General features: G+C 42.5%; 29 protein-coding genes and 1 tRNA gene. 4 read left to right on the forward strand and 26 right to left on the reverse strand.

Features of this window, described 5'->3' with window-relative positions:
- The first annotated feature begins 39 nt into the window (after nucleotides 1–39).
- From P9989_RS15215 to ytzI, 3 genes are all read left to right on the forward strand, one after another.
- Nucleotides 40–306, forward strand: a complete 267-nt coding sequence (locus P9989_RS15215) for a phosphocarrier protein HPr (protein ID WP_283075716.1) — start codon at nucleotides 40–42, stop codon at nucleotides 304–306.
- A gap of 4 nt (nucleotides 307–310) precedes the next feature.
- Complete coding sequence (gene ptsP, locus P9989_RS15220) at nucleotides 311–2029, forward strand: phosphoenolpyruvate--protein phosphotransferase (protein WP_283075717.1); 1719 nt, start codon at nucleotides 311–313, stop codon at nucleotides 2027–2029.
- Nucleotides 2030–2110: 81 nt separating this feature from the next.
- Nucleotides 2111–2275, forward strand: a complete 165-nt coding sequence (gene ytzI, locus P9989_RS15225) for a YtzI protein (protein ID WP_283075718.1) — start codon at nucleotides 2111–2113, stop codon at nucleotides 2273–2275.
- Nucleotides 2276–2283: 8 nt separating this feature from the next.
- Here the strand turns inward: ytzI and P9989_RS15230 are convergent, their stop codons facing one another.
- The 11 genes from P9989_RS15230 to P9989_RS15280 form a co-directional block, all read right to left on the reverse strand.
- Nucleotides 2284–2874 carry a nitroreductase family protein gene (locus tag P9989_RS15230; RefSeq protein ID WP_283075719.1) on the reverse strand — a complete coding sequence of 197 codons (591 nt, stop codon included), beginning with the start codon at nucleotides 2872–2874 and terminating at the stop codon, nucleotides 2284–2286.
- A gap of 13 nt (nucleotides 2875–2887) precedes the next feature.
- Nucleotides 2888–3472, reverse strand: coding sequence for a YdcF family protein (locus tag P9989_RS15235; RefSeq protein WP_283075720.1), 585 nt, complete (start codon nucleotides 3470–3472; stop codon nucleotides 2888–2890).
- A gap of 141 nt (nucleotides 3473–3613) precedes the next feature.
- Nucleotides 3614–4900: a phosphopyruvate hydratase gene (eno, locus tag P9989_RS15240; protein WP_283075721.1), complete on the reverse strand. Its 1287-nt coding sequence runs from the start codon at nucleotides 4898–4900 to the stop codon at nucleotides 3614–3616.
- Nucleotides 4901–4915: 15 nt separating this feature from the next.
- The gene (gene gpmI, locus P9989_RS15245; RefSeq protein ID WP_283075722.1) at nucleotides 4916–6451 is read right to left on the reverse strand and encodes a 2,3-bisphosphoglycerate-independent phosphoglycerate mutase; all 1536 of its coding nucleotides are present in this window, start codon (nucleotides 6449–6451) and stop codon (nucleotides 4916–4918) included.
- Nucleotides 6444–7205 (reverse strand): triose-phosphate isomerase, encoded by a 762-nt coding sequence (gene tpiA, locus P9989_RS15250; protein ID WP_283075723.1) that lies wholly within the window; start codon nucleotides 7203–7205, stop codon nucleotides 6444–6446. The genes gpmI and tpiA overlap by 8 nt, the downstream gene beginning before the upstream one ends.
- A gap of 21 nt (nucleotides 7206–7226) precedes the next feature.
- Nucleotides 7227–8408 (reverse strand): phosphoglycerate kinase, encoded by a 1182-nt coding sequence (locus P9989_RS15255; protein WP_283075724.1) that lies wholly within the window; start codon nucleotides 8406–8408, stop codon nucleotides 7227–7229.
- Nucleotides 8409–8593: 185 nt separating this feature from the next.
- The gene (gap, locus tag P9989_RS15260) at nucleotides 8594–9601 is read right to left on the reverse strand and encodes a type I glyceraldehyde-3-phosphate dehydrogenase (protein WP_283075725.1); all 1008 of its coding nucleotides are present in this window, start codon (nucleotides 9599–9601) and stop codon (nucleotides 8594–8596) included.
- A 36-nt stretch (nucleotides 9602–9637) separates the two neighbouring features.
- Nucleotides 9638–10666 (reverse strand): sugar-binding transcriptional regulator, encoded by a 1029-nt coding sequence (locus tag P9989_RS15265; protein ID WP_283075726.1) that lies wholly within the window; start codon nucleotides 10664–10666, stop codon nucleotides 9638–9640.
- A gap of 142 nt (nucleotides 10667–10808) precedes the next feature.
- Nucleotides 10809–11042 (reverse strand): glutaredoxin family protein, encoded by a 234-nt coding sequence (locus P9989_RS15270; RefSeq protein WP_283075727.1) that lies wholly within the window; start codon nucleotides 11040–11042, stop codon nucleotides 10809–10811.
- Nucleotides 11043–11104: 62 nt separating this feature from the next.
- Nucleotides 11105–11332: a hypothetical protein gene (locus P9989_RS15275; protein ID WP_283075728.1), complete on the reverse strand. Its 228-nt coding sequence runs from the start codon at nucleotides 11330–11332 to the stop codon at nucleotides 11105–11107.
- Between the two features lie 175 nt (nucleotides 11333–11507).
- Nucleotides 11508–11581: transfer RNA gene (locus tag P9989_RS15280), tRNA-Arg, on the reverse strand.
- Between the two features lie 328 nt (nucleotides 11582–11909).
- Here P9989_RS15280 and clpP point away from each other — a divergent pair.
- A complete protein-coding gene (clpP, locus tag P9989_RS15285) occupies nucleotides 11910–12497 on the forward strand; it encodes an ATP-dependent Clp endopeptidase proteolytic subunit ClpP (RefSeq protein ID WP_283075729.1) in 588 nt (195 codons plus the stop codon).
- A 109-nt stretch (nucleotides 12498–12606) separates the two neighbouring features.
- Here clpP and P9989_RS15290 read toward each other — a convergent pair whose 3' ends face one another.
- The 15 genes from P9989_RS15290 to P9989_RS15360 all read right to left on the reverse strand — a co-directional run bounded on the left by P9989_RS15290 (nucleotide 12607) and on the right by P9989_RS15360 (nucleotide 25318).
- Nucleotides 12607–12858, reverse strand: coding sequence for an HPr family phosphocarrier protein (locus P9989_RS15290; protein ID WP_283075730.1), 252 nt, complete (start codon nucleotides 12856–12858; stop codon nucleotides 12607–12609).
- Between the two features lie 132 nt (nucleotides 12859–12990).
- Nucleotides 12991–13950, reverse strand: coding sequence for a DNA-binding protein WhiA (whiA, locus tag P9989_RS15295; protein ID WP_283078945.1), 960 nt, complete (start codon nucleotides 13948–13950; stop codon nucleotides 12991–12993).
- Between the two features lie 49 nt (nucleotides 13951–13999).
- Complete coding sequence (locus P9989_RS15300; RefSeq protein ID WP_283075731.1) at nucleotides 14000–14953, reverse strand: gluconeogenesis factor YvcK family protein; 954 nt, start codon at nucleotides 14951–14953, stop codon at nucleotides 14000–14002.
- Between the two features lie 3 nt (nucleotides 14954–14956).
- Nucleotides 14957–15841 (reverse strand): RNase adapter RapZ, encoded by an 885-nt coding sequence (gene rapZ, locus P9989_RS15305; protein ID WP_283075732.1) that lies wholly within the window; start codon nucleotides 15839–15841, stop codon nucleotides 14957–14959.
- Nucleotides 15842–15857: 16 nt separating this feature from the next.
- Nucleotides 15858–16325, reverse strand: coding sequence for an 8-oxo-dGTP diphosphatase (locus P9989_RS15310; protein WP_283075733.1), 468 nt, complete (start codon nucleotides 16323–16325; stop codon nucleotides 15858–15860).
- A 322-nt stretch (nucleotides 16326–16647) separates the two neighbouring features.
- Entirely contained in the window at nucleotides 16648–17598 is a 951-nt protein-coding gene (trxB, locus tag P9989_RS15315; RefSeq protein ID WP_283075734.1) for a thioredoxin-disulfide reductase, read from the reverse strand.
- 81 nt (nucleotides 17599–17679) lie between these two features.
- A complete protein-coding gene (locus tag P9989_RS15320; RefSeq protein WP_283075735.1) occupies nucleotides 17680–18696 on the reverse strand; it encodes a tetratricopeptide repeat protein in 1017 nt (338 codons plus the stop codon).
- Nucleotides 18697–18884: 188 nt separating this feature from the next.
- A complete protein-coding gene (gene hisIE / locus P9989_RS15325; RefSeq protein ID WP_283075736.1) occupies nucleotides 18885–19511 on the reverse strand; it encodes a bifunctional phosphoribosyl-AMP cyclohydrolase/phosphoribosyl-ATP diphosphatase HisIE in 627 nt (208 codons plus the stop codon).
- Nucleotides 19508–20266 (reverse strand): imidazole glycerol phosphate synthase subunit HisF, encoded by a 759-nt coding sequence (hisF, locus tag P9989_RS15330; RefSeq protein ID WP_283075737.1) that lies wholly within the window; start codon nucleotides 20264–20266, stop codon nucleotides 19508–19510. The genes hisIE and hisF overlap by 4 nt, the downstream gene beginning before the upstream one ends.
- Complete coding sequence (gene hisA / locus P9989_RS15335; protein WP_283075738.1) at nucleotides 20266–20997, reverse strand: 1-(5-phosphoribosyl)-5-[(5-phosphoribosylamino)methylideneamino]imidazole-4-carboxamide isomerase; 732 nt, start codon at nucleotides 20995–20997, stop codon at nucleotides 20266–20268. The genes hisF and hisA overlap by 1 nt, the downstream gene beginning before the upstream one ends.
- Nucleotides 20997–21638: an imidazole glycerol phosphate synthase subunit HisH gene (hisH, locus tag P9989_RS15340; protein ID WP_283075739.1), complete on the reverse strand. Its 642-nt coding sequence runs from the start codon at nucleotides 21636–21638 to the stop codon at nucleotides 20997–20999. The genes hisA and hisH overlap by 1 nt, the downstream gene beginning before the upstream one ends.
- On the reverse strand, nucleotides 21639–22232 hold the full coding sequence (gene hisB / locus P9989_RS15345) for an imidazoleglycerol-phosphate dehydratase HisB (protein ID WP_283075740.1): 594 nt from the start codon (nucleotides 22230–22232) through the stop codon (nucleotides 21639–21641). It abuts the gene before it with no gap.
- Entirely contained in the window at nucleotides 22229–23503 is a 1275-nt protein-coding gene (gene hisD / locus P9989_RS15350) for a histidinol dehydrogenase (protein ID WP_283075741.1), read from the reverse strand. Before hisD ends, hisB begins: the two co-directional genes overlap by 4 nt.
- On the reverse strand, nucleotides 23503–24138 hold the full coding sequence (gene hisG, locus P9989_RS15355; RefSeq protein WP_283075742.1) for an ATP phosphoribosyltransferase: 636 nt from the start codon (nucleotides 24136–24138) through the stop codon (nucleotides 23503–23505). The genes hisD and hisG overlap by 1 nt, the downstream gene beginning before the upstream one ends.
- Nucleotides 24131–25318 carry an ATP phosphoribosyltransferase regulatory subunit gene (locus P9989_RS15360; protein WP_283075743.1) on the reverse strand — a complete coding sequence of 396 codons (1188 nt, stop codon included), beginning with the start codon at nucleotides 25316–25318 and terminating at the stop codon, nucleotides 24131–24133. Before P9989_RS15360 ends, hisG begins: the two co-directional genes overlap by 8 nt.
- Nucleotides 25319–25381 lie beyond the last annotated feature (63 nt).

Here is a 25381-nt window from a genome sequence, read left to right on the forward strand (position 1 = left end):
TCTTTGCACTAAATACCTATTTATCAAGGAGGAATAATCATGGTAGAGAAAACTTTCAACATTACATCTGCTGACGGTGTTCACGCTCGTCCAGCAACCGTACTTGTACAGAATGCAGGCAAGTATGAGTCAGATATTAACCTACATTATAAAGAGAAGGCGGTTAACTTAAAATCCATTATGGGAATTATGAGCTTAGGAATCCCATCAGGAGCAGAAGTTAAAATTACTGCTGAAGGCAGTGACGAGCAAGAAGCGATTGATCACCTGGCAACAACAATGAAGAATGAAGGTCTGGGGGAATAATTTCATGACACAGCTACAGGGGATTGCAGCTTCCAGCGGTATTGCTATTGCTAAAGTATACCGCTTGGAAGCTCCAGACCTTACTTACGATAAGACGAAAATCGACCAACCTGCTGAAGAAATCAAGCGGCTTCATGAAGCGATCGATATTTCTAAAGGTGAGCTTGAAAAAATAAAAGAACATACGAAGAAAACGTTAGGAGATGAGCATGCAGAAATCTTTTCTGCACACCTGCTCGTTTTAAGTGATCCGGAACTTATCAATCCGATTGAAGATAAGATCAAATCTGAAGATGTAAATGCGGAAGCAGCACTAGATGAAACAGCGGACATGTTCATAAATATGTTTAAAAACATGGACAATGAATATATGAAAGAACGTGCAGCTGATATTCAGGATGTAACGAAACGTGTAAAGGCTCACCTGCTTAACGTCACCTTTCCTGATCCAGCATTAATTAATGAAGAAGTGGTCATTGTCGCTGATGATCTCACTCCTTCTGATACGGCACAGCTTAACAAACAGTATGTAAAAGGGTTTACGACAGATATCGGTGGCCGTACATCTCACTCTGCTATTATGGCCCGCTCTCTTGAGATTCCTGCAGTTGTTGGAACAAAGGACGTTACCAGTCAGGCTGAGAACGATTCCATGATTATCGTTGATGGAATAGACGGCGGTGTCATCCTTAACCCTTCCTCTGATGATATCGAAGCCTATCAACAGAAGCTTGCAGATTTTGAAGAGAAGAAGAGAGAATGGGCTAAACTTAAAGATGAACCAACGAAAACATCTGAAGGTGAACACGTAGAACTTGGCGCCAACATCGGGACACCTGATGATATCGAAGGTGTATTAAATAACGGCGGAGAAGGTGTTGGTCTCTATCGGACTGAGTTTCTTTATATGGGCAAAAACCAATTGCCTACAGAAGAAGAACAGTATGATGCTTACTCTTCTGTTTTGAAGCAAATGGGAGACAAACCTGTTGTCGTCCGTACACTTGATATCGGGGGCGATAAAGAACTAGAATATTTAGACCTTCCAAAAGAAATGAATCCATTCCTTGGCTTCCGTGCAATTCGCCTTTGCCTGGAACGTGATGATATATTCCGCGTTCAATTGCGTGCATTGCTGCGGGCAAGTGTCCACGGAAACTTAAAAATCATGTTCCCGATGATTGCAACATTAGATGAATTCCGTCAGGCTAAGTCTATTCTAAATGAAGAGAAGGACAAGCTTGTTCAAGAAGGTCAGGATGTATCCGAACAAATTGAAGTAGGAATGATGGTTGAAATTCCAGCAACCGCTGTAATTGCACGTCAGTTCGCTAAAGAAGTTGATTTCTTCAGTATTGGAACAAATGACTTGATCCAGTACACGATGGCTGCTGACCGAATGAATGAACGTGTTTCTTACTTGTATCAGCCTTATAACCCGGCTATCTTAAATCTCGTAAACAATGTAATTGAAGCAGCTCATTCAGAAGGCAAGTGGGCTGGAATGTGTGGGGAAATGGCAGGAGATGAAATTGCCATTCCATTGCTTCTTTCACTTGGATTAGACGAATTTAGTATGAGTGCCACTTCCATTTTACCAGCACGAACCCAAATCAGATCCCTGTCTAAACAGGAGCTCGCTTCTTACAAGAATGAGATCCTATCAATGGGTACTGCGGAAGATGTTGTGGATTTCATTAAAGATAAAGCTAATCTCGTATAGAAATTACTCTTAGATTGTGGCAAAATGATCAATAGATAAAAGGTCTTCTTTTTCAAATTGTAATAGGAAAGAAGTGTTTTCATGACATTTACGATCATTATGATTATTTGTGTTGCTATCGTACTCGGAGTTGCCGCTGCCTTCGCAGTAGCGATCTCAAAAGGTTACGATTACAAACACACGGTTGATCCATTGCCGGATGAAAGTCACAATAAAGAAGAATATAAAAAATCTGATGTCCGCTGAACTGGACATCAGATTTTTTTGTTAAAGGATTCACTTTGAAAGGTAAGTTGAACTTTACGCCGCGCTTTCGGCTCAGGGATGCGGGCGGGATAGCCCATCTGTATAACCCCTGCCACCTTATGAGACGCCGGGTGAAGACCAATCCCCTTAATAAATTCAGGGTCATGAATATAAGGACTCGTGGTCCATAATGCACCGACACCCCTCTCCCAGGCAGCTAATTGTGCATTTTGAATAAACGCACACACGGCAGAATAATCCTCCTCAAACTTATGAAGGTCCGGATCACGATCCAAATAAACTAAAGCATGATGCGGAATATTGATCAGAAACCGTTTAATTCCGTTCATCATCTTGTCTGTTTTGGCAGCAGAATACCCCTTGGCAAAACCTTGTTTCAAATAACTCTCAATAACCAGGTCTGCATAACTCTGTGCACCTTCCTTCTGAAACACCATAACATTCCAGGGTTCTTTCAAACGATGATTCGGTGCCCAACTGGCTATCTGAAAAATCTCCTGCAAAACAGCCTCATTTACTAATTGCTTTTTAAAGTCATGAATCGATCGTCGAGTTTGAATGGCATCTACTACTTTCATATATTCCCCGCCTTTATGAACGAAAAGGATCCAACAGCTTATAACCGATAAAATAACCCCATTCCCTTAAGAAGAAGGGCATTCTCGTTTCTATTGTTTTATATGCAGAATAATCAGTCGGCACTCCTTTGGCTTCCATTCCATTTTCCCTTGCGACCGCTACAGCTCTTTTCAGGTGATACTTGTCACTAACAATCAGGAAGGAATCTACTTCTTGCTTTTCAGCCACTTCCTTCGCATTTATTAGATTTTCTTTTGTGACCTGTGAAGTACTTTCTATGAGTATATCTGACTTAGGAACTCCATGGTTCACTGCATAATTACGACCTACCTCAGCCTCTGAGGCCACTGCATGCTCACTTTCTCCACCAGTAAAAATAAGGTATTCTACTTGTCCATCATTATAAAGTTCAATACCCTGTTTCAATCGTCCTTCAAATACCGGACTCGGCTTCCCATTCCACTGGGCAGCCCCTAATACTATAGCTGCTTCAGCTTGCACGTTTTTTTGATCTTCTCCATATGTCCAAATCGAATACCCTGTGAAAGCAACATAACTTATGAGCAGCCAAAGGACTATGGCTATCCATTTTTTCATACCCTTTGCTCTCCTACTAATATATCTGACAACTAACCTCCATCATAACACAGAATATTCCCGATTGGATGCCTGAATTTTTGATTAAAAAAGACCACCTGGCACATCGGCCAGTGGTCTGTAACAGGTTATCTCATGTCTTTACTTATTAAGGTTATAAAAAGCTTTCTCCCCTGCATAAGTAGCTGTTCCTAGCAGCTGATCTTCAATTCGGAGAAGCTGGTTGTATTTAGCTACTCGATCTGTTCGTGATGGAGCACCTGTCTTAATTTGCCCGGCGTTCGTTGCCACGGCAATGTCAGCTATTGTAGCATCTTCGGTTTCACCAGAACGGTGAGAGATAACAGCTGTGTAACCAGCGCGCTTCGCCATTTCAATGGCTTCAAATGTTTCAGTAAGTGAACCGATTTGGTTAACTTTGATCAGGATAGAGTTCCCAACCCCTTCTTCAATGGCACGAGCCAGCTTCGTTGTGTTTGTAACAAACAGATCATCGCCAACTAATTGAACGCGATCGCCAATTCGATCTGTTAATAGCTTCGTACCTTTCCAGTCATTTTCGTCAAGTCCATCTTCAATGGAGACAATCGGGTATTTATTGACAAGCTCTTCGTACCAGTCAACCATTTCCTCAGAAGTGCGGACGACTCCTTCGCCTTTCAGGTTGTACTTGCCATCCTCATAAATTTCAGACGACGCAACATCCATCGCCAGCTTAACTTCTTCATCAGGCTTGTACCCTGCTTCTTCAATCGCTTCGATAATGGTAGAAAGAGCTTCTTCGTTAGATTGAAGGTTTGGAGCAAATCCACCTTCATCACCAACACCTGTATTGTAACCTTTGGACTTCAATACTTTCTTCAAGGCATGGAAAATTTCAGCACCCATGCGTACAGCTTCTTTAAAAGTTGGTGCGCCTACAGGCATAATCATAAATTCTTGAATATCAACGTTATTGTCAGCGTGTTCTCCGCCGTTTAAGATATTCATCATTGGCGTTGGAAGTGTGGATGCCGTAAATCCTCCAAGATACTTATAAAGAGGCTGTCCAACTACGTCAGCCGCTGCATGTGCTACAGCCATAGATACGCCCAGGATTGCATTCGCACCTAATTTTCCTTTATTTTCAGTACCATCCAGCTCTATCATCAGCTGGTCAATGATCACTTGCTGTGTTACATCCATACCTAATAGATTAGGAGCTATTTTTTCATTAACATTTTCAACAGCCTGGAGAACACCTTTACCTAAATAACGGTCTTTATCTCCGTCGCGCAATTCAACAGCTTCGTATTCACCAGTAGAAGCCCCGCTTGGAACGAGTGCACTACCAAAAGCTCCGGATTCTGTATAAACTTCAACTTCAACGGTTGGATTACCGCGTGAATCAAGTACTTCACGTGCGTATACATCAGTAATATATGGCATTAAAATCTCTCCTTATTATTTAATTAATGATTTTCCTGTCATTTCTTCAGGCTGTTCTACTTTTAATAACTTCAATAAAGTAGGCGATAAGTCACCAAGAATGCCATCCTGGCGAAGGTTTATCCCCTCTTTTGTAACAATGACAGGTACCGGGTTTGTCGTATGAGCAGTCATTGGATTTCCTTCAAGAGTAGTCACTTCATCGGAATTCCCGTGGTCCGCTGTAATAATGGCATGACCGCCTTTTTCATGAATCTTATCTACAATCTTACCTAAACATTCATCGACGGTTTCAATCGCCTTAATCGTTGGCTCCAGCATCCCTGAATGACCTACCATATCAGGGTTGGCAAAATTCAAAATGATAGCATTGTGCTTGTCTGCATCTAACTCACCAAGCAGAGCGTCCGTTACCTGATAAGCGCTCATTTCAGGCTGAAGATCGTAAGTAGCCACTTTAGGTGAATCAATTAAGATACGCTCTTCCCCTTCAAATTCTTTCTCACGACCGCCACTCATAAAGAAGGTGACGTGAGGATATTTCTCGGTTTCTGCGATACGAAGCTGGTTCATATCATGAGTTTCTAAAACTTCACCGACCGTATTTTTTAACTCATTAGGTGCAAATGCAATGTTACTATCCACTGCATGACTATATTGAGTCATACTTACAAAGTGAAGGTTTTTAGGAGCGTCTTCTCCACGTTCAAAATCATTGAACTCATTATTGGCAAAAGAACGTGAAATTTGAATCGCTCTGTCAGGACGGAAATTGAAAAAGACAACGGCATCTTCATCCTCAATCGAAGCAATGTGATGTCCCGTATCATCCGTAATCACGACAGGTTCTACGAATTCATCATAGATTTCCTTTTCATAGGATTCTTTAACAGCTTCAAGCGGATCAGAATAAGCTGGACCTTCACCATAAGCGATTGCATCATAAGATTTTTTCACACGATCCCAGCGATTATCCCGATCCATTGCATAGTAACGGCCAGAAAGCGTAGCGAACTGTCCTACGCCGATCTCAGCCATTTTCTCTTGGGCCTGCTGGATATAGGTCAGGGCTGATTGTTGATCAACATCCCGACCGTCCAAGAAGCCATGCACATACACTCTCTCAAGACCGTAATCTGCCGCCAGTTGAAGGAGGGCATACATATGATTGATATGACTATGAATTCCCCCATCAGAAAGAAGACCAAAGATGTGCAGAGCCTTCTTATTCTCTTTAGCATGAGTTACAGCTTCTACAAGTGATTCGTTTTTCATAAACTCTTTTTCACGAATGGATAAATTGATACGTGTTAAGCTTTGGTACACAATGCGGCCAGCTCCAATGTTCAAATGACCAACTTCAGAGTTTCCCATCTGTCCGTCTGGAAGACCGACATACTCACCGCTTGCTTGCAGTTGAGCATGGGGGAAGTCATTCCAGTATCGATCAAAGTTAGGAGTGTTTGCTTGCTTCACCGCATTCCCCATTTCTTCATCTCGAATGGCAAAACCATCAAGAATAATGAGGGCAGCTAAATTTTGCTTACTCATGCTTACCTGCCTCCACTAGTTTTAGGAAAGAATCAGCTTCAAGACTTGCTCCTCCAACCAAGGCTCCATCAATATCAGATTGAGAGAGAAGTTCATCTACGTTAGCTGGTTTCACACTGCCGCCGTATTGAATACGCACCGCTTCAGCTGCCTCTGTATTAGCAAATTCGCCGACCACTTTACGAATATGTGTGCACACCTCATTGGCTTGCTCAGAAGTTGCTGTACGTCCTGTTCCGATAGCCCAAATTGGTTCATAAGCGATGATCGTATCAGCGATCTGCTCAACAGTCAGTCCTTCTAACGCTTTCTTCACCTGTGATTCTACATGATCCATCGTTTGATCTGCTTCACGCTGTTCAAGTGTCTCTCCTACACAAACAATCGGAGTTAAGCCATGGTTAAAGGCAGCATGAACTTTCTTATTCACCACTTCATCCGTTTCTTCAAAAATCTCGCGACGTTCAGAGTGTCCAAGTACAACATAAGTAACACCAAGTTCTTTAAGCATCACCGGGCTTACTTCCCCTGTGAAGGCACCACTTTCCTCAAAGTGCATGTTTTGGGCGCCGACCTTAAGTGAAGACCCGTTCGTTTCTTCGACCATCTTTTGTAGAAAAGGAAATGGCGCACAAACGATGGATTCCACTTCGCTTGCTGAAGGAACTTCATGTTTAGTTGCTTGAACAAATTCATTTGCCTCTGTGTGCGTTTTGTTCATTTTCCAGTTACCTGCAATTACTTGCTTACGCATGTTACAACACCTCTCCACAAATTATTTATCGTTAAGCAAAGCTACGCCTGGAAGTTCTTTACCTTCCATAAATTCAAGGGATGCGCCGCCCCCCGTAGATACGTGGTCCATATCATTAGCGAAACCGAACTTCTCTACGGCTGCAGCTGAATCCCCGCCGCCAATTACGGAATAGCCTTCCGTCTCTGCAAGCGCATTCGCTACACTTTTCGTTCCATTTGCAAATGTCTCCAGTTCAAACACACCCATAGGTCCATTCCAAATAACTAACTTAGAGTTTTTGATCACATCTGCATACTTTTCTCTCGTTTTCGGTCCGATATCTAGGGCTTCCCAATCAGCCGGAATGCTATCGATTGCTACTTCTTTCGTGTTGGCAGAGTCAGAGAAATCATCAGCAACAATTACATCCTCGGGCATTAAGAAGTCGACACCTTTTTCCTCTGCTTTTTTCATGTATTCTTTTGCAAGATCAATCTTATCTTCTTCTAGCAGCGACTTGCCGATTTCGTGCCCTTGCGCTTTTACAAACGTATAGGCCAGCCCGCCACCTATGATCAGGTGATCTACTTTATCAATGAGGTTGTCAATGACGCCAATTTTATCTTTAACCTTTGCGCCTCCGATAATGGCTGTAAATGGACGATCAGGGTCAGATAACGCTTTACTCAGTACGTTAATCTCCTTCTCCATTAAAAATCCCGCAACAGCAGGGATATGTTCTGCTATACCCGCGGTTGATGCATGCGCACGATGCGCAGCACCAAAGGCGTCATTCACATACAGATCAGCCATGTTGGCAAAAGCTTTAGCTAATTCCGGGTCATTTTTTTCTTCACCAGGATGAAAGCGAACGTTTTCTATCAGAAGAATATCTCCTCCCTGGGTTTCTGAGAGAGCAGTATTCACCTCTTCGCCCACTACTCCATCCGTTTTCGTGATGGTTTGGCCGATTAATTCACTTAAGCGCTTGGCTACCGAATCAAGCCGCAGCTCTTCCACGACTTCACCTTTAGGCCGTCCAAGGTGACTCGCAAGGACCACTTTAGCACCATTACCCGATAGATGTTTAATCGTCGGTAACGCTGCCTTAATTCTTGTGTCATCCGTCACCTCTCCACCGCTCATAGGAACGTTAAAGTCAACACGGCAAAAAACGGTTTTTCCTCGTACGTCTACATCACGAATTGTTTGTTTATTCATGATTGGACAACCTCCTTCAATTTGGTCAGGACTAGTTCCTGCCCATTATGTACGTTTCCACGAAACATTTGTGTGAAAACGCCTAATCAGGAACTCTTAATCACATGGATAAAGGAGGAGGACATACATGGACCCCCTCCTTTATCTATTAGCATACATGAAATTGTTAGTCAGTGATACTCGTATTATAGGCCTTTGCTCTTAAGATATACAGCAAGGTCTACACAACGGTTAGAGTAGCCTGTTTCGTTATCATACCATGAAACAATTTTAACCATATTGTCTTCAAGAGTTAGAGTAGATAGACCATCAATAATAGAAGAATGCGTGTTGCCGTTATAGTCTGTTGAAACTAAAGGCTCGTCACTATAATCTAGAATTCCTTTAAGGTTGCCTTCTGCTTCCTCTTTAAGTGCTGCGTTAACTTCTTCAGCTGTTACATCTTTATCTAGTTCTGCAACCAGGTCAACGATAGAAACATTTGCTGTTGGAACACGCATAGCCATGCCGCTAAGTTTACCGTCTAATTCAGGAAGCACTTTAGCTACAGCCTGCGCAGCCCCTGTTGTTGTCGGGATGATATTTTGAGCAGCAGCACGGGCACGACGATAGTCTTTGTGTGGTAAGTCAAGGATTTGTTGATCATTCGTGTAAGAGTGAACAGTTGTCATCATTCCACGTTTAAGACCGAACTTATCGTTTAATACTTTTGCGTATGGCGCAAGGCAGTTTGTCGTACAAGAAGCGTTGGAAATTACATGGTGCTCATCTTTGTCATATTGATCTTCGTTTACACCCATAACTACTGTTAAGTCTTCTTGTTTTGCTGGAGCAGAAATAACAACTTTCTTCGCACCTGCATCAAGGTGTTTCTTCGCATCGTCACGCTGAGTGAAGCGACCAGTAGACTCGATAACGATTTCTACTCCAAGATCTCCCCAGCCAAGGTTAGCAGGATCTTTTTCAGAAAGGACTTTGATCTCTTTCCCGCCAACTACTAGATTATCGCCATTAACAGTAACCTCTTCATCAAGCTTACCGTGGACTGTATCATACTGAAGTAAGTGTGCCAGCATATTGGCATCCGTTAAATCATTTACAGCTACAATCTCTACCTCATTATTCTTAAGTGCAGCACGGAAAACATTACGTCCAATGCGCCCGAAACCGTTAATACCAACTCTTACAGTCATGCTTAATTCCTCCTTAAAATAGTAAACAATTTTTATTTAAAAGGGATAACCCTTTACTAACTCTGATGCAGCCCCTTCATCGGTGATCAGTATATTACTCTGACCCGGCTGAAAATAGGAAGCAATCGCCCGTGCTTTAGATTTTCCTCCTGCGACCGCGATAACATCCTCGGCTAAAGCCAGGTCCTCAAGCTGCAATCCGACTGTCCGAACTTTATGGACGATCTCGCCTGATTGGTTAAAGTAATAACCAAACGCTTCTCCTACTGCTTGTCTTTCGTGAATTAACTCCAGCTGAGAAGTTGGCGTTTTCCGTCGTTCGGCCATTGTCATAGCCTCTCCTATTCCGTGAACAACCATACCTGCATTACGGATCATATCGAGCACTTCTTTAATAGAAGGTTCTTCAATGATCGTCTGATAGGATTCCTCACTTAAAGGGTCAGGAACATAGAGAAGGCGATAATCACCTCTGGCTTTTTTCGCCATTTCAGCACAAATTGTATTAGCCTGATTCTCGACACGCTCTCCAAGGCCTCCGCGAGCTGGTACAAACATACATTGACTCGCTTTTTCGAGTGGTGTCATCATCTCTGCTACAGCAGCCATTGTCGAGCCGCCGGTAATAGCAACTGTTTCTCTTGATTGCAAATGTGCTTTCAAGTATTCGACACAAGCTTTGCCCATTTCCTGTTTAACCCAGTCTGACTGATCACTATCACCCGGAATGACGACAACATCGTCTAACTTTAATTTATCCATTAACTGCTGTTCTAAAACTTTTATTCCCGTTACATCCTTTATAAACGCTGCTAGCTGTTCAAGAATCGCCTGCCCTTCATAGGTCAAATGCATTCCTCTTGATGTAATATCAACAGCCCCTTGCTTGCTCAGAAAGTCAACTTCACTTCTAACGGTCCTTTCAGCAAGCTGACTGTTCTCAGATAGCGCTCTTCTGCCCACCGGCTGCATCAACCGAATATAGTGAAGCAGTTGATAACGTCTTTGCATAATTTCAAGGACGTCCGGAAACAATTTCTTTTGTAAGTCAATTAAAGCTCTCATGAAAAAGCTCCTTCATCATGAAAAGTATATTAGTTGGGATAGATATGTCCCAGGCAGTCATAATCTGTCCCGCTCGGAGCAAAAAAATATCCTTTTCAATTAATATATTATCAGTGCGACTGAAGCTGTGCAACTGAAAAACTTAGTGTAACCGCTCTCTTAACGAAAAAACATCGATTTCCCGGTAATCCATTCTTTCTTCATTTACAAAAAGGACAGGAATTTCGAGAAAATAACTATGCAATAACTCTTCATCATCTTCTATATTAACCTCAGTCATCTCAATTTGGTAGTCCATGGCAAGCACTACAACAAGATCTTTGACTTCATCACATAATTTACAATTACTTTTACCGTACAGTGTTATTTTATTCATGTCTTCCTCCCTTTCTCTAAATAAAGTACAATTGTAAGTATGACAAAACAAATAGAGCCACGTTAAGAAACGTGGCTCTCGAAATCATAATAACCATGATTAATTTTTAATTTCTTCGCTTCTAGGAACTCTATTAATTCATCTTCACTGGCCGTTCGTTCAAGGGAACGATACAGTGACATTAAATTAAAGGACAGCTTTCTTTGATGCTGCATATCAAGGATGTGGATTCTGCGATCTTCTGGAATCTTTTCGGTTGATATGATTTTGAAACGAATAATTTTTGTCATAGAATCTCCTTTTCGCTTAACGAAAAACAACTAATCCGTATATCAACAAGAATAACATATCCACTTTTTGAATGAAACTTATTAACACTCCACAATACTAAAGCTTTACCAAAGAAAACATCTGCTCCAATGAGCAGCGTGGGTAAATTAAAAAATTATTAAATAAAAGTTAAAGCGCGCCCGAGAGGATTCGAACCCCCGACACGTAGAACCGGAATCTACCGCTCTATCCAACTGAGCTACGGGCGCAAAATCAGAAAGACAAGGTATATTATAAGGTTAATCAGCGAGAAAATCAAGGTTTATTTTGACTAGATACTCTTGAAATTCTATTAAAAGTCACAGGTTTATCTTATTCAAATTAGGGAAATGATGGTACAGGGATGCTCAATTACACTAGCATCAATGAATTATTGCACTACCGCAAATCTTGAAATCCATAGACTCTGAAAACCTGTCAGGGATTAAGGAAATAAGTCAAAAAGGCACAATCTTTTCGTTTGACCTTTTCTGACCTTAAAGGTATGATAAAAATATATTCCATCATATATGCAATGATGAAAAGGAGGAAATTACAATGAATTTAATCCCAACAGTAATTGAACAAACTAACCGTGGAGAACGTGCCTATGACATTTATTCCCGCTTATTGAAAGATCGGATTATTATGCTAGGCAGTGCTATTGATGATAATGTTTCCAACTCAATTGTTGCCCAACTATTATTCTTAGCTGCTGAGGATCCTGACAAAGACATTTCGCTTTACATCAACTCACCGGGTGGATCCATTACCTCTGGAATGGCCATTTACGATACAATGCAATTCATCAAGCCAAACGTTTCTACAATCTGCACAGGAATGGCTGCTTCTATGGGTGCTTTCCTTCTCAATGCCGGTACAAAAGGAAAACGTTATGCCCTGCCAAACAGTGAAGTGATGATCCACCAGCCTCTAGGCGGAACACAAGGGCAAGCATCCGATATTGAAATTCACGCTAAACGCATCATTAAAATGCGTGAGAAACTAAACCAAATTCTATCAGAGCGCACTGGTCAGCCACTTGAAGTGATTGAGCGTGACACAGACCGAGATAATTTCATGTCAGCTCATGAAGCTGTCGATTATGGTCTAATCGATAAAGTGATGGAAAAGACAGGCGAATAAGAAACAAAAGCCCACTGTACGTACAGTGGGCTTTTGTTATGTATAGCCCGTGGAGAACAAACAATGTATGATCATAAACATTTTGTTCATTCCTTCACATAAATTCGTATTACTCTTTTACAAAGGCTGTTAATTCAGCTATCGCTTTTTCTTCATCTGTGCCGTCAGCTATTAACAAAATCTCCTCATCATAGGCCACTGCCAAACTCATAAGCCCCATAATACTCTTAGCATTCACGCGCTTCTGATCTTTTTCAATAAAAATATCTGAAGAAAAGCGGTTGGCTTGCTGGACGAATTGTGCAGCAGGTCTAGCCTGTAAACCTGTCTCTAATTCAATCTTAACGGACTGTTCAATCATCTATTCATTCTCCTCTCTATCATCATTTCACTATTTAGAAAGCGCATACAATCTTTTTAAATAAAGAACGCTTCCTGTAGGAAAGCGTTCCTCAATTGTAAATCATTATAGCATGAAATTTTTCAAATTACATTAGTTTTGACTACTTTCCTTCACTTCTCCACGTCTAACCTTCTCCGCGAAATCATCGATTTTACGCAAGCGGTGGTTAATACCGGATTTACTTATCGGAGAGCCTGATACTAACTCCCCAAGCTCCTTTAACGAAACTTCCTGATGCTGAAGCCGAAGTGATGCAATTTCGTGAAGCTTATCGGGCAGGGCCTCTAAACCTACAGTCCGTTTAATGAATTTAATATTTTCCACCTGTCTGAATGCAGCCCCAATCGTCTTATTTAAGTTGGCCGTTTCGCAATTAACAAGCCGATTTACGGAGTTGCGCATATCTCTAACGATACGTACATCCTCAAATTTAAAAAGAGCTTGGTGGGCCCCGATATTACTAATCAACTCGGTAATCTTCTCAGCCTCTTTTAAATAAGTAATAAATCCCTTTTTTCTCTCCAAGGTCCGGGCGTGTAACCCAAAGCTGTTCATAAGCTCACATAATGCTTCATTATGCGATTCATCAGATGAGTGGACCTCTAAATGATAAGACGATGTCTCAGGGTTATTTACAGATCCTCCTGCTAAAAAGGCTCCTCGTAAGTATGCCCGCTTGCAAGCGGTAGTTCCCAAATACTTTTTCGGAATCTCCGGATTGACCGAGAACGGTCCGACTAAAATTTCTAAGTCTTTTAATAGCTTTTCAGCATTTTCTTTCATTCTGACAATATAAACATTATTCTTTTTTAAACGCATTTTCTTCCTTACCAGAAGTTCGACCGGATACGGATATAGCTTTTTGATCAACATATAAATGCGTCTCGCAATCGCAGCATTCTCTGTTTGTATATCTAACAAATAGGACTTATTAGATAGAGAGAATGTTCCATTCATTCGAACGAGGGCTGCCAGTTCCGCTTCCACACTACTCTTTTCTTCGGCTTCCACATTCGTTAATTCCTTTTTAATCTCTGATGCAAACGACACTAAGTTCACCCCCATTTAAACAAGCTCCGGCATCATGGCTGACTTTCTGCTATAACATCGAATGAAGCAAATGAGCTAATTTTTTCGTATCATGGCGAATGGCAGCCTTACTTTTATCAATGATATCTTCTTCAATAATGTTTAATCCCAACGCTTTAATTCGGTCCATGTCATAATGCACGGGTTCTGCATTTTCTTCTGCATAGACTTTGCGGATATTCGGACCAATTGGCTTATTATGAACGACAACAGAATGAATGCATCCTTCGCCGACATGATCATAGATAGCCTGCACGTGATCAGCAGCAGTATAACCTGAAGTTTCCCCTTCCTGTGTCATCACATTACAGACATACGTTACTTTGGCCTTCGTTTCTCTCAATGCCTGACCGATCTCAGGTATAATAATGTTCGGAAGAATGCTAGTGTATAGACTCCCCGGTGCAATCACAACCAAATCTGCATCTCTGATGGCATTCATCGCTTCTGGTAACGGCTGAATAGGAAGCGGGCTGACATATACCCGTTTAATTCGCTTGTTGGCTTTTGGAATATTGGACTCCCCAGTTACAAGCGTACCATCTTCCATTTCAGCGTGCAGATTCATTGAATGGTTTGCAATCGGGTAAATATTCCCTTTCACATTCAACACACGAGAGATTTCCTTAATTCCATGGTAAAAGTCTCCAGTCATTGATGTCATAGCAGCGAGAAGCAGGTTACCCATTGAATGTCCAGAAAGTCCATTCCCATTAGCAAAACGATGTTGAAATAAATCAAGAAGCATTGGTTCTGCATCCGACATGGCCGCAAGCACGTTCCTAATATCACCGGGTGCTGGGATCGAAAGCTCACTTCTTAATCTTCCTGAACTCCCTCCGTCATCTGCAACGGTCACAATAGCGGAGAGGTCAATCGGAAAGTATTTAAGTCCCCTCAATAACACGGGCATCCCGGTCCCCCCGCCAATGACTACTACCTTGGGTTTATTCAAACGATCCATGGATTACAAACCCTTTCTTTTATCAATATCCCGGTGCGTCACATGGGTAACAAAGTCACTGGAAAAGTAATTGGAAAGATACTCAGCTATGGCAACAGAACGGTGCTGTCCACCCGTACAGCCAATTGCTACTACTAGCTGGCTCTTCCCTTCTCTCTTATACTGCGGCAGCATAAACTGCAGCAAATCTTTAAGCTTTTCAAGAAATTTTTGAGTATCAGACCATTTAAATACATAGGAAGAAACTTCTGAATTTAACCCTGTCAACGGACGCATGTTTTCCACATAATGAGGGTTAGGTAAAAATCTGACATCAAACATAAGGTCTGCATCGATTGGCACCCCATACTTAAACCCGAAAGAAACCATCTGAACAGAAAACACTTGCTGTTTCTGTGCTTTGTATCGATCGAGAATTCTCTCTCTCAGCTCCTTAGGTTTAAGGCTTGACGTATTAATAATGGTTTGAGCCCTGCCCCGCAATTCGTCCAGCATCTTCCGCTCCTGACGAATGCCTTCGAGCGGCAGCCCATCTTTTGCCAATGGATGGGATCGTCTAGTTTCTTTATATCTTGAAACGAGGGATTGATCTTCTGCATCCAGAAATAGAATATGACCTTCCAGCCAGTCCTCATTCCCTAAGCGATCAAGGGCATCAAATAAGGAATCGAAAAATTCACGTCCCCTTAAATCCATGACAAGAGCCACATTCTTAATATCATTAGTTGAATCCTTCATTAAATCCAGAAATTTAGGTAAAAGAGTCGGCGGCAGATTATCAACACAAAAAAAGCCTAAGTCTTCAAAGCTTTGGATAGCAACCGTCTTTCCTGCTCCAGACATTCCAGTTATGATTACAAGTTGAGTATTGTTTTCTTTTTCGGCCATAAGCCATCGCTCCTCATTACATAGGTCGAGACGGGTCCAGATCCTGGTCGATCAATTGAAAGTCAGTCGTATAGACGAATGTACCGTATACTTGTTCTTCACTCGCTAAAATATGATTGAATATATAACGATCACCTTCAGCCATCGGTTTAGTCAACACATCCTCTACAGCTACCCATTCGAGCTGACCCTCTTCACTGACTTCTAATAGCTCTCCTTGATAGTCTGTAGTATAGAACGTAAACATCATCCACTCCTGAACAGTTTGATCGTCCTCTTTCATGATAAAAGTGAAAGATCCTTTGAGTTCAGGATCTTTTATGCGTAAACCAGTTTCTTCGTTAAATTCACGGACTACGGAGTCTTTAATATTCTCTCCTGCCTCCATTTTTCCGCCGGGAACGACATACCAGCCACGCCTTGGTTTCTTTAACATTAATATATGATTATCCTTAAGTAAAATACAGTTTGCTACACGTTGCATGTCTTGTCACCTCATTTATTCTCTAGAGGGCATCCTTGTCTATTATACAATGAATACGTAACTGGCTACAATGTTATGCTTATTGAACAAAAGCAAAAAGCGCCCCGGAATACAGGACAGATGACGGACAGATGAGGTTTGACTCGCTGCCTTTCATCTGTACTAGTAGCTATAATTTTCGTATAAAGGCACAAAAAAATGCACAGGTGATAAACACCTGTGCCTAATAGAGATCTATTAAAAGGGGGTCAATTAATCACTTTTATTGTACCCCATCAATGTTTCATGCGTGTTACAGGAGAATTAAGCTAGAGTTACTTTTTTATTTTACCGCTTTTAACTCTTCTAATAAGTTCTCAATATAATTCTGAGCAGACTGGGCAGCAATACTGCCATCCCCAGTTGCTGTCACAATTTGGCGTAACTCTTTCTCACGAATGTCTCCTGCCGCGAAAACACCTGGCACTTTGGTTTCCATTTTTTCGTCCGTTTCGATATAGCCTTGTTCATTCGTAACTCCAAGACTTTCAAATGGTTTGCTGAGCGGAATTAGACCGATATAAATGAACACACCGTTTGTGTCGAACTCGTATTCTTCGTTTGTTTTCTTATTATACAACGTGACACTTCCGACTTTGCCGTCTTGTTCATTGATTTCCTTCACAACTGTATCCCAGATGAAGTCAATCTTATCATTGTCAAACGCACGATCCTGTAAAATCTTCTGAGCGCGCAGCTCATCACGGCGGTGAACTATTGTTACTTTGTTAGCAAACCGTGTAAGATAGACCCCTTCTTCTACAGCAGAGTCCCCTCCGCCGACAACAACAAGTTCTTTTTCTTTAAAGAAGGCACCATCACAAACGGCACAATAGGAAACACCACGGCCCCCAAGCTCTTTTTCACCCTCGACGCCTAACGCTTTGTACTGAGCACCTGTTGTGATAATCAGGGCCCGTGTTTTATATTCTTTATTACCAGCAACAACTGTCTTGTATTCTTTCCCCTCGATTACTTCCTTAATGTCGCCATAGGCATATTCTGCGCCGAACTTTTTAGCATGGTCAAACATTTTATTGGAAAGATCAGGTCCCAGAATATGATCAAACCCAGGATAGTTCTCCACATCTTCAGTATTTGCCATTTGGCCGCCAGGAATACCACGTTCAATCATTAACGTATCAAGGTTAGCCCTTGAAGTATATACAGCGGCCGTCATCCCTGCCGGACCGGCGCCTGCTATAATGACATCATAAATTCTTTCTTCGGTCATTGGATCATCAACTCCTTGTCAACACTAACTTAATCCTGTAAACATCATAGTAAATCTTACTGAGAGCGTCCATTAATGTGCTTATCCACGAATCCATGGTCCGCCTTCTTCACTCAACTTCGGAAACTGTTTACATCCCTTTTCCCAAAGCTGTAAAGCACGCGATGGATTGCCAGTGTGATAGCAAGAGATGCTAAACCATTTATAATAGCTTCTTCTCCTCACTACTTGTTTATTCCTCAATGCTCGAAAACGGTCCACTGCTTCATTATAGTACCCAGCTCGTGCTAACGTTTCAGCGATAGCCAATTTCTGTTGTTCGTGCATAGGATACACATTTCTTAACGGCTCAATTAAGGAAAGTGCTCGTTCTTCTTGTTGTTCTGCTAAATAGAAACACGCTAGATTGACGAGACTGTGTATATTTTTATGATCTTTCTTCAGCCATGCGTTTTCCAATTCAATCGCGTCCGCATGTTCACCGCTTTGAAACAAGGCATACGCATATTTATGCTTGGCAAGACTAAATTCAGGAAACAATTCCATCATTTCTTGTAAAACGGGCAAAGCTTGGCCCCATTCTTCATGTTCTAAATGATAAAAGGCCGTTTCCTGATAAATAAGCAGTTCATCTTCATCATCAAAAGCAAAGTCCTCTTCAATTTCTTCCTCTTCTATGGAATTAAGCATACCCAGCAATTGTTTAGCCGCTTCCTCAAAGTCTCCGTCACCCGTATAATCTAAATACTTTTCGGCATACTTTTTAGCGTCACTTAAAAGACCTAGATGGGCATAATTATTAGCCATCAAGTAGTAACAGTCCGGATATTGTTCTCCAAATTGAACAATTACTTCACTTAACAGCTGATTCGCAGCATGATAAGAACCAATCTCGGTATAAACAACAGAGAGCTGACAAGAATAAAGCGGTTCATCAGGACTGATCTCTATGGCTTTCTTCAGCCATTTAACAGCCGCATCGAACCGCCGTTTTTTAAAGGCATGGATTCCATGAGAGAAATAAAAATTCCCTGTTGGTAAAAAAGGGATGATATTTGTGTTTTCATTGGTTGCAGCAGGATTCGGTGATGTCGTCATGACGGTCCCCCTATTTTCCGTGTCCATTCTCACTAATTATGCAGTATAACATAGAAGCAGCAAATGAAATAGAAGAATTTTGTATTTTTTTGTAGATCACCCGGATAATTTTTAAATTAAGAATCTTGAAACGAGGATATTTTCTTAAAGAAATGGTCCCTGTCGAACTAGACAGAGACCATTCTCTTTTATTGTTGATGTCGTTTTTCTAATACAGCCAGCACTTGATCAAGGCTGACTCCTCGATCAGTTAATAATAGTAATAAATGAAATAATAAATCTGCAGACTCCAGTGAAAGCTCTTCAGGGTCATCGTTTTTCGCAGCAATGATGACTTCGCCCGCTTCTTCACCAATTTTTTTAGCGATACGGTCAACGCCTTCCTGAAAAAGCTGGGAGGTATATGAATTCTCAGGTAAAGTCGTCTTCCGTTCAGCCAGTACTTTTTTTAATTCGTCTATAATGGCATAGGGCTGACCATCCGCACGCACATCATGGCTTAGCAAAGACTCAGTAAAGCAGCTATAATCACCCTTATGACAAGCTGGGCCAGATGGAATGACCTGAACTAACAAGGCATCCTGATCACAGTCAAAGCGAATTCCCACTACTTTCTGAGTATGACCTGATGTCTCCCCCTTATGCCAAAGCTCTTTTCGGGAACGGCTGTAGAAAACCGTTTCTTCCTTTTCTAAGGTAAGTTCAATGGATTCTTTATTCATATAGGCAAGCGTCAGCACCTCTTTCGACCTAGCATCTTGCACAATCGCAGGCACTAACCCTTTTTCGTCAAATACAACGTCTTGCAATTTCATCGCACAACGACTCCTCTCCCTGCTAAGTACTTCTTCACGTTCCCTATCGATGTTTCTTTGTAATGGAAAATAGAAGCCGCCAGTGCAGCATCAGCATTCACTTTGTCAAACACTTCGTAAAAATGCTCTGCAGAACCGGCACCGCCTGAGGCAATGACCGGAACTTGCACAACTTCCTGTACAGCTTGTAGTAAAGGCAAATCAAAGCCTGACTTCTGACCATCTTGATTCATTGAGGTTAACAGAATTTCTCCCGCCCCCAGGCGAACAGCTTCTTCGGCCCATTCCGTGACCAGCCACTCCGTAGAGGTCCGGCCTCCATGGGTGTACACCCGCCACGAATCTGCAGTGCTATCGAACCGGGCGTCAATAGCTACAACGATACACTGGCTGCCAAAGTAGTCAGCCCCTTCTCGTATCAACTCGGGCCGTCGAACAGCTGCGGAGTTTAAGGAAACTTTATCAGCACCGTTGCGTAACGTTTCCTTAATGTCTTCTAACGTACGAATCCCTCCCCCCACTGTAAAAGGGATCGCCAGTTCTGAAGCAACTGCTCTTACGACGTCAATCATTGTTCTTTTTCCTTCATGGCTTGCGGAAATGTCGAGAAAAACAAGCTCATCCGCCCCTTGGTCATCATATACTTTCGCCAGTTCAACAGGATCACCTGCATCACGAATATCAACGAATTGAACTCCTTTTACTACTCGTCCGTCCTTTACATCTAAGCAGGGAATAATCCGCTTCGATAACATTAGCGCACCTCCTCGTGGAGCGCCTCAGACAGCTGAAAACGATTCGTATATAAAGCTTTCCCTACAATTGAGCCAATGACGTGCTGATCTTGATATTTTTTTAGTTCCTGTAGATCTTCAAGTCCTTGAATTCCGCCTGATGCAATCACGTCTACACCTGTTTCAGAGGCCAGTCGAACAATTTCTTTCGTATTTGGGCCCTGGAGCATTCCATCCTTGGCAATATCGGTATAAATAAAGGTTTCTGCGCCAGCCTCGGCCAGTTCTTTTCCTAAATCAACCGCCTTGACTTCAGAACGTTCAAGCCAGCCTTCTGTTGCTATATAGCCATCTCGTGCATCTAATCCGATAACTATTTTTTCTTTATAATTTTTTAAAAGCTGTTTCGTTAATGGAAGATCACGTATAGCTAGTGAGCCGACAATGACGCGGTCAACTCCCTGATCGAGATAAAAAGCCGCATCCTGTTCAGAACGGATACCCCCTCCAATTTGTACGTTACAATCGAGTTCGCGAGCCACCTTTAAGACGTGTTCAGCATTTTGCTTTGATCCTTTTTTTGCCCCATCCAAATCGACCATGTGAATCCAGGAAGCCCCGGCGCCAGCAAATCCTCTTGCCACTTCGAACGGACTGTCTCCATAAACAGTTTGTTTGTCAAAATCGCCTTGTTCTAAACGGACACACTTTCCTTCACGCATATCAATTGCAGGAAATATTGTAAAACTCATCACACATGCTCCTTACTGTGTACCATTTGCTTGCAAAAGTTTTCTAATAATTGCATCCCGGCCCGGCCACTCTTCTCCGGATGAAACTGACTGGCTACAAGATTATCTCTTCCCACGATCGCCGGCACAGCCATATGATAATCAGCTGTGGCATACAAAAGAGAGGACTCCTCTGTTTGAACAACATAGGAGTGAACGAAATACACAAATTCTTCTTCAACTTTAGCTAAAATGGGTCGGTCTAGCTGATGAATCATTAACTGGTTCCAGCCCATATGTGGCACTTTATAAGAAGTTCCTTGATGATCTAGACCTGTAAACCGTTTGATTTTCCCGGGAAATAAACCCAGTCCAGCCGTCGAACCGCCTTCTTCGCTTTCTTCAAATAAAAGTTGCATTCCCAGACATATCCCATAAAGTGGCACACCTTTATCCACTTTTCTTTTAATAAAATCGATAAACTGATGCTCATGTAATGCTTTCATCGCGTCAGGAAATGCCCCTACTCCCGGTAATATATAACCATGGCAGTTTTCAAGTTTACTTGGTTGATCACCGATCTTATAAGGAACCTCAAGCCTTTCTAGTGCTTTAGAAACGCTGAATAAATTTCCCATTCCATAGTCTATGATTCCAATCATTTATAAACTTCCTTTCGTACTCGGCACTCCTTGAATACGGGGATCAATCTTGGTGGCTTCATCCAATGCCCTGGCTAATGCTTTGAACATTGCCTCGACTATATGATGGGTGTTATGGCCATGGTGAAGCACAATATGGAGATTCATGCGTGCTTCGACCGCAAGCTTCCAAAAGAACTCATGCACATTCTCTGTATCAAATGTTCCAACACGGTCTTTAGGCAGCTCTGCTTTCCATTCAAGATGTGGCCGGTCGCTTAGGTCGATCGCCACTGTAACAAGAGTTTCATCCATGGGAAGTGTCATGGAGCCATATCGTTTAATTCCTTTTTTATCCCCCAGTGCCTGTCTTAGAGCTTGCCCAAGGCAAATCCCAAGATCCTCTGTCAAATGATGGTCGTCCACTTCTACATCGCCTTTACCTGTGGCATTTAAATCAAATAACCCATGCTTAGTGAACAACTCCAGCATATGGGCCATAAAAGGTACCTGCACCTCAAGATCAGACTGTCCCTGGCCATCTACATTAAAATCGATTGCTATATCCGTTTCCCTAGTCGTTCTCGTAATTAATGCTTTTCGATTTACCGTCATTTCCATCGCTCCTTGCGTGTTTCAATCGCTCTGGCATGAGCTTCTAACCCTTCTAACCTGGCAAATTGCGCAATCTTATCCCCATTTTGCTGTAATGCTTGTTCACTATAAGAAATCACACTCGACTTTTTAACAAAATCATCTACTGTGAGCGGGCTTGAAAACCGTGCTGTTCCGTTCGTCGGGAGCACGTGATTCGGTCCTGCATAATAATCACCCACCGGCTCACTGCTGTAAGGCCCCAGAAAAATAGCTCCCGAATGCTTGACTTTAGCCATATCTTGAAAAGGATGTTCCGTCACAATTTCTAAGTGTTCTGCAGCGATTTCGTTAATGGTTTCCAGCGCTTCCGCTTTCGTGTCACACACAATAATAGCGCCATAGTCCTCGATGCTGGCTTTGGCGATCTTATACCTAGGCAGTGTACGAAGCTGGGAATAAACAGCGGTGCGAACCTCTTCCGCCAGAGACTCCTCAGTTGTAACGAGAATACTGGAAGACCTGGCATCGTGTTCAGCTTGTGACAGCAAATCTGCCGCTACCTCATCAGCTTTTGCAGTATGATCTGCCAACACCGCAACCTCACTCGGCCCCGCAATCATGTCGATATCCACATCTCCGAAAACTTCTCGTTTAGCTAGTGCTACATATACATTCCCTGGACCAGTAATTTTATCTACAGGCGCAAGTGTTTCTGTTCCATAAGCTAAAGCAGCGATAGCCTGGGCTCCTCCCGCTTTAAATACTTGCTCTACTCCTAATAGATGCGCTGCGGCAAGAACCCCAGCTGGAATATTCCCATCGGTGTTTGGCGGGGTAACCATCACGATCCGTTTGACTCCGGCCACTTGGGCAGGGATTACGTTCATCAGGACCGAAGAAGGATAAGCAGCCGTTCCACCGGGCACGTAAATTCCCGCTCCATCGATAGGCGTCACTTTTTGTCCAAGGATTGTCCCATTAGCATTCGAGTCAAACCATGATGTCGTCCGTTGCTTTTCATGAAAGTTTCTAATATTCGCAGCCGCTTCTACCAGGATTGTTCTATCATTCTCATCTATTGATGTATATGCCTCAGCCAATTCCGTCTTAGTCACACGCCAGTTCTCTATATCCGTCCTATCAAATCTTTTCGTGTAAGCTCGAACAGCTTGATCTCCGTTATTCTTCACATCTTGAATAATCTCCCGGACTGCTTGTCTCTGCTCCTCTGTACCCTGATCAACACTTCTCTTCAGGGAGGATACGTCAGATCTCATCATCATTCTCATCAACGTTCCACCTCCACTACGTCACTCAGCTTATGCACCATTTCATCAATTTCCCTGCTTTTTACTCTGTAACTCACTGGGTTTACGATCAGTCTTGATGTGATATCGGCTATCTTTTCATATTCTACTAATCCGTTCTCTTTTAACGTACGTCCTGACGAAACAATATCTACGATTCGATCAGCCAGGCCAATGAGTGGAGCGAGCTCAATCGAACCATTTAGAGGGATAATCTCAATCTGCGCGCCCTGTTCCCTGAAGTAATCAGATGCCACTTTCGGGTATTTTGTCGCAATCTTAGGAGCGATCCGTCCTAGCGGCTGGTCAGGCAGGCCTGCCACTGCGACGTAGCAAGGGCTGATGTGTAAATCCAGCACTTCATATACATCACGATCCTGCTCTAGCAGAACATCCTTACCTGCTATGCCGATATCTGCAGCTCCATATTCGACATACGTAACAACATCCATCGGTTTCGCCATCATAATTTGAATATTTTGGTCAGGAAACTCCAGAATCAGCTTTCTAGACTCTTCAGCATCTGAGGCTATATAATAGCCTGCCTGCTCCATCAACCCTGCCGCTTCCTCATAAATTCTTCCCTTTGGCATGGCGATCGTTATGGGTTTACTCATTAAGACCGCCTCCTCTTACAGTTAAATCTATACTATCATGAAGCTGTTCTTTAAATTTTTCTAAATCTGGGACCTGATCGATATGCTGCAGCAGAACATAGTACCCTTCGTGACGTAGTGCCCCGGCTCTTTGCAAGCCTTCCGCATGTGTATCATCATCGACGATTACTCCCACTCTGACGTCGTCCTCCTGCTCCTGAACCTCCAGCGCCTCAAGCAATCGTTCTAAGTGTATGGCAAAGCCCGTTGCTGAAGCGTTTAGTTGAAAGGATGGCAGCAAAGTATCATAACGGCCTCCGTTACAAAGTAATGCCCCTAGCTTGGGCGCATACCCTTCGAACAATATTCCCGTGTAGTAATTCATATGGCTGATTAAATTAAGATCTACGTGTACATACCTGTCAACGCCATACTGTTTCAATATTTTATAAAGCTGCTTTAATTCGTTCACAGCCTGCATACACGATTGGTTTCGGGCCAGTGCTTTACTGGCTGTAAACACTTCTTCCCCGCCGCGCAGTCTCAAGATGGAAAGCAAAGCCTGTTTCGTTTCTTCAGGAAGCTGACTCATCTTAACGTCTTCCCGAAACCCTACATAATTTTTTCGATATAAATGTTGTAAGAGAAGCTCTATTATTTCAGACTCCTTCCCAAGCAGATCATGGAAGAAAGACTTTACAAAACCAATGTGGCCAATTGTAATAACAAAATCATCTAAGCCCGCCTGTTTCAATGATTCCACTAATAAGGCAATCACTTCAGCATCCCCGTAAGATGAATGATCGCCGATCAGCTCTGTACCAACTTGTTCAAACTGGGCCGGCTTGCCCCCCTCAGTCTGCTGAGCCCGGAAGACTGGGCCTTCGTATGCAAGTCTTAACGGGAACTCAGCTTCCTTAAGCTGTGAAGCGGCCACACGAGCAATTGGTGCCGTCATATCTGGACGCAGAACGAGCGTGTGACCCTGCTGATCCAATAGCTTAAACAACTGCTGCTCCGGCGTCGCACTCATTTTACCCACCGTTTCATGATACTCTAACAGCGGGGTATCCATCAGCGAATAGCCATAGGAAAGAATCGTAGATGTCAGCTTTTCCCTGGCTTTCGTTTTTTGATTATAAAAAAAAGGAAGCGTATCGCGCATCCCCAGTGGTTTTTCAAACATAAGCCTTTTAGCCATTGAAGTACCAACCTTTCTAAAACTCAAAATCCTTTAGTATGCTAATATGCTAACAAAATAAAG

It is taken from the genome of Halobacillus naozhouensis (assembly GCF_029714185.1).
GTDB classification, from domain to species: Bacteria; Bacillota; Bacilli; order Bacillales; family Halobacillaceae; genus Halobacillus_A; species Halobacillus_A naozhouensis.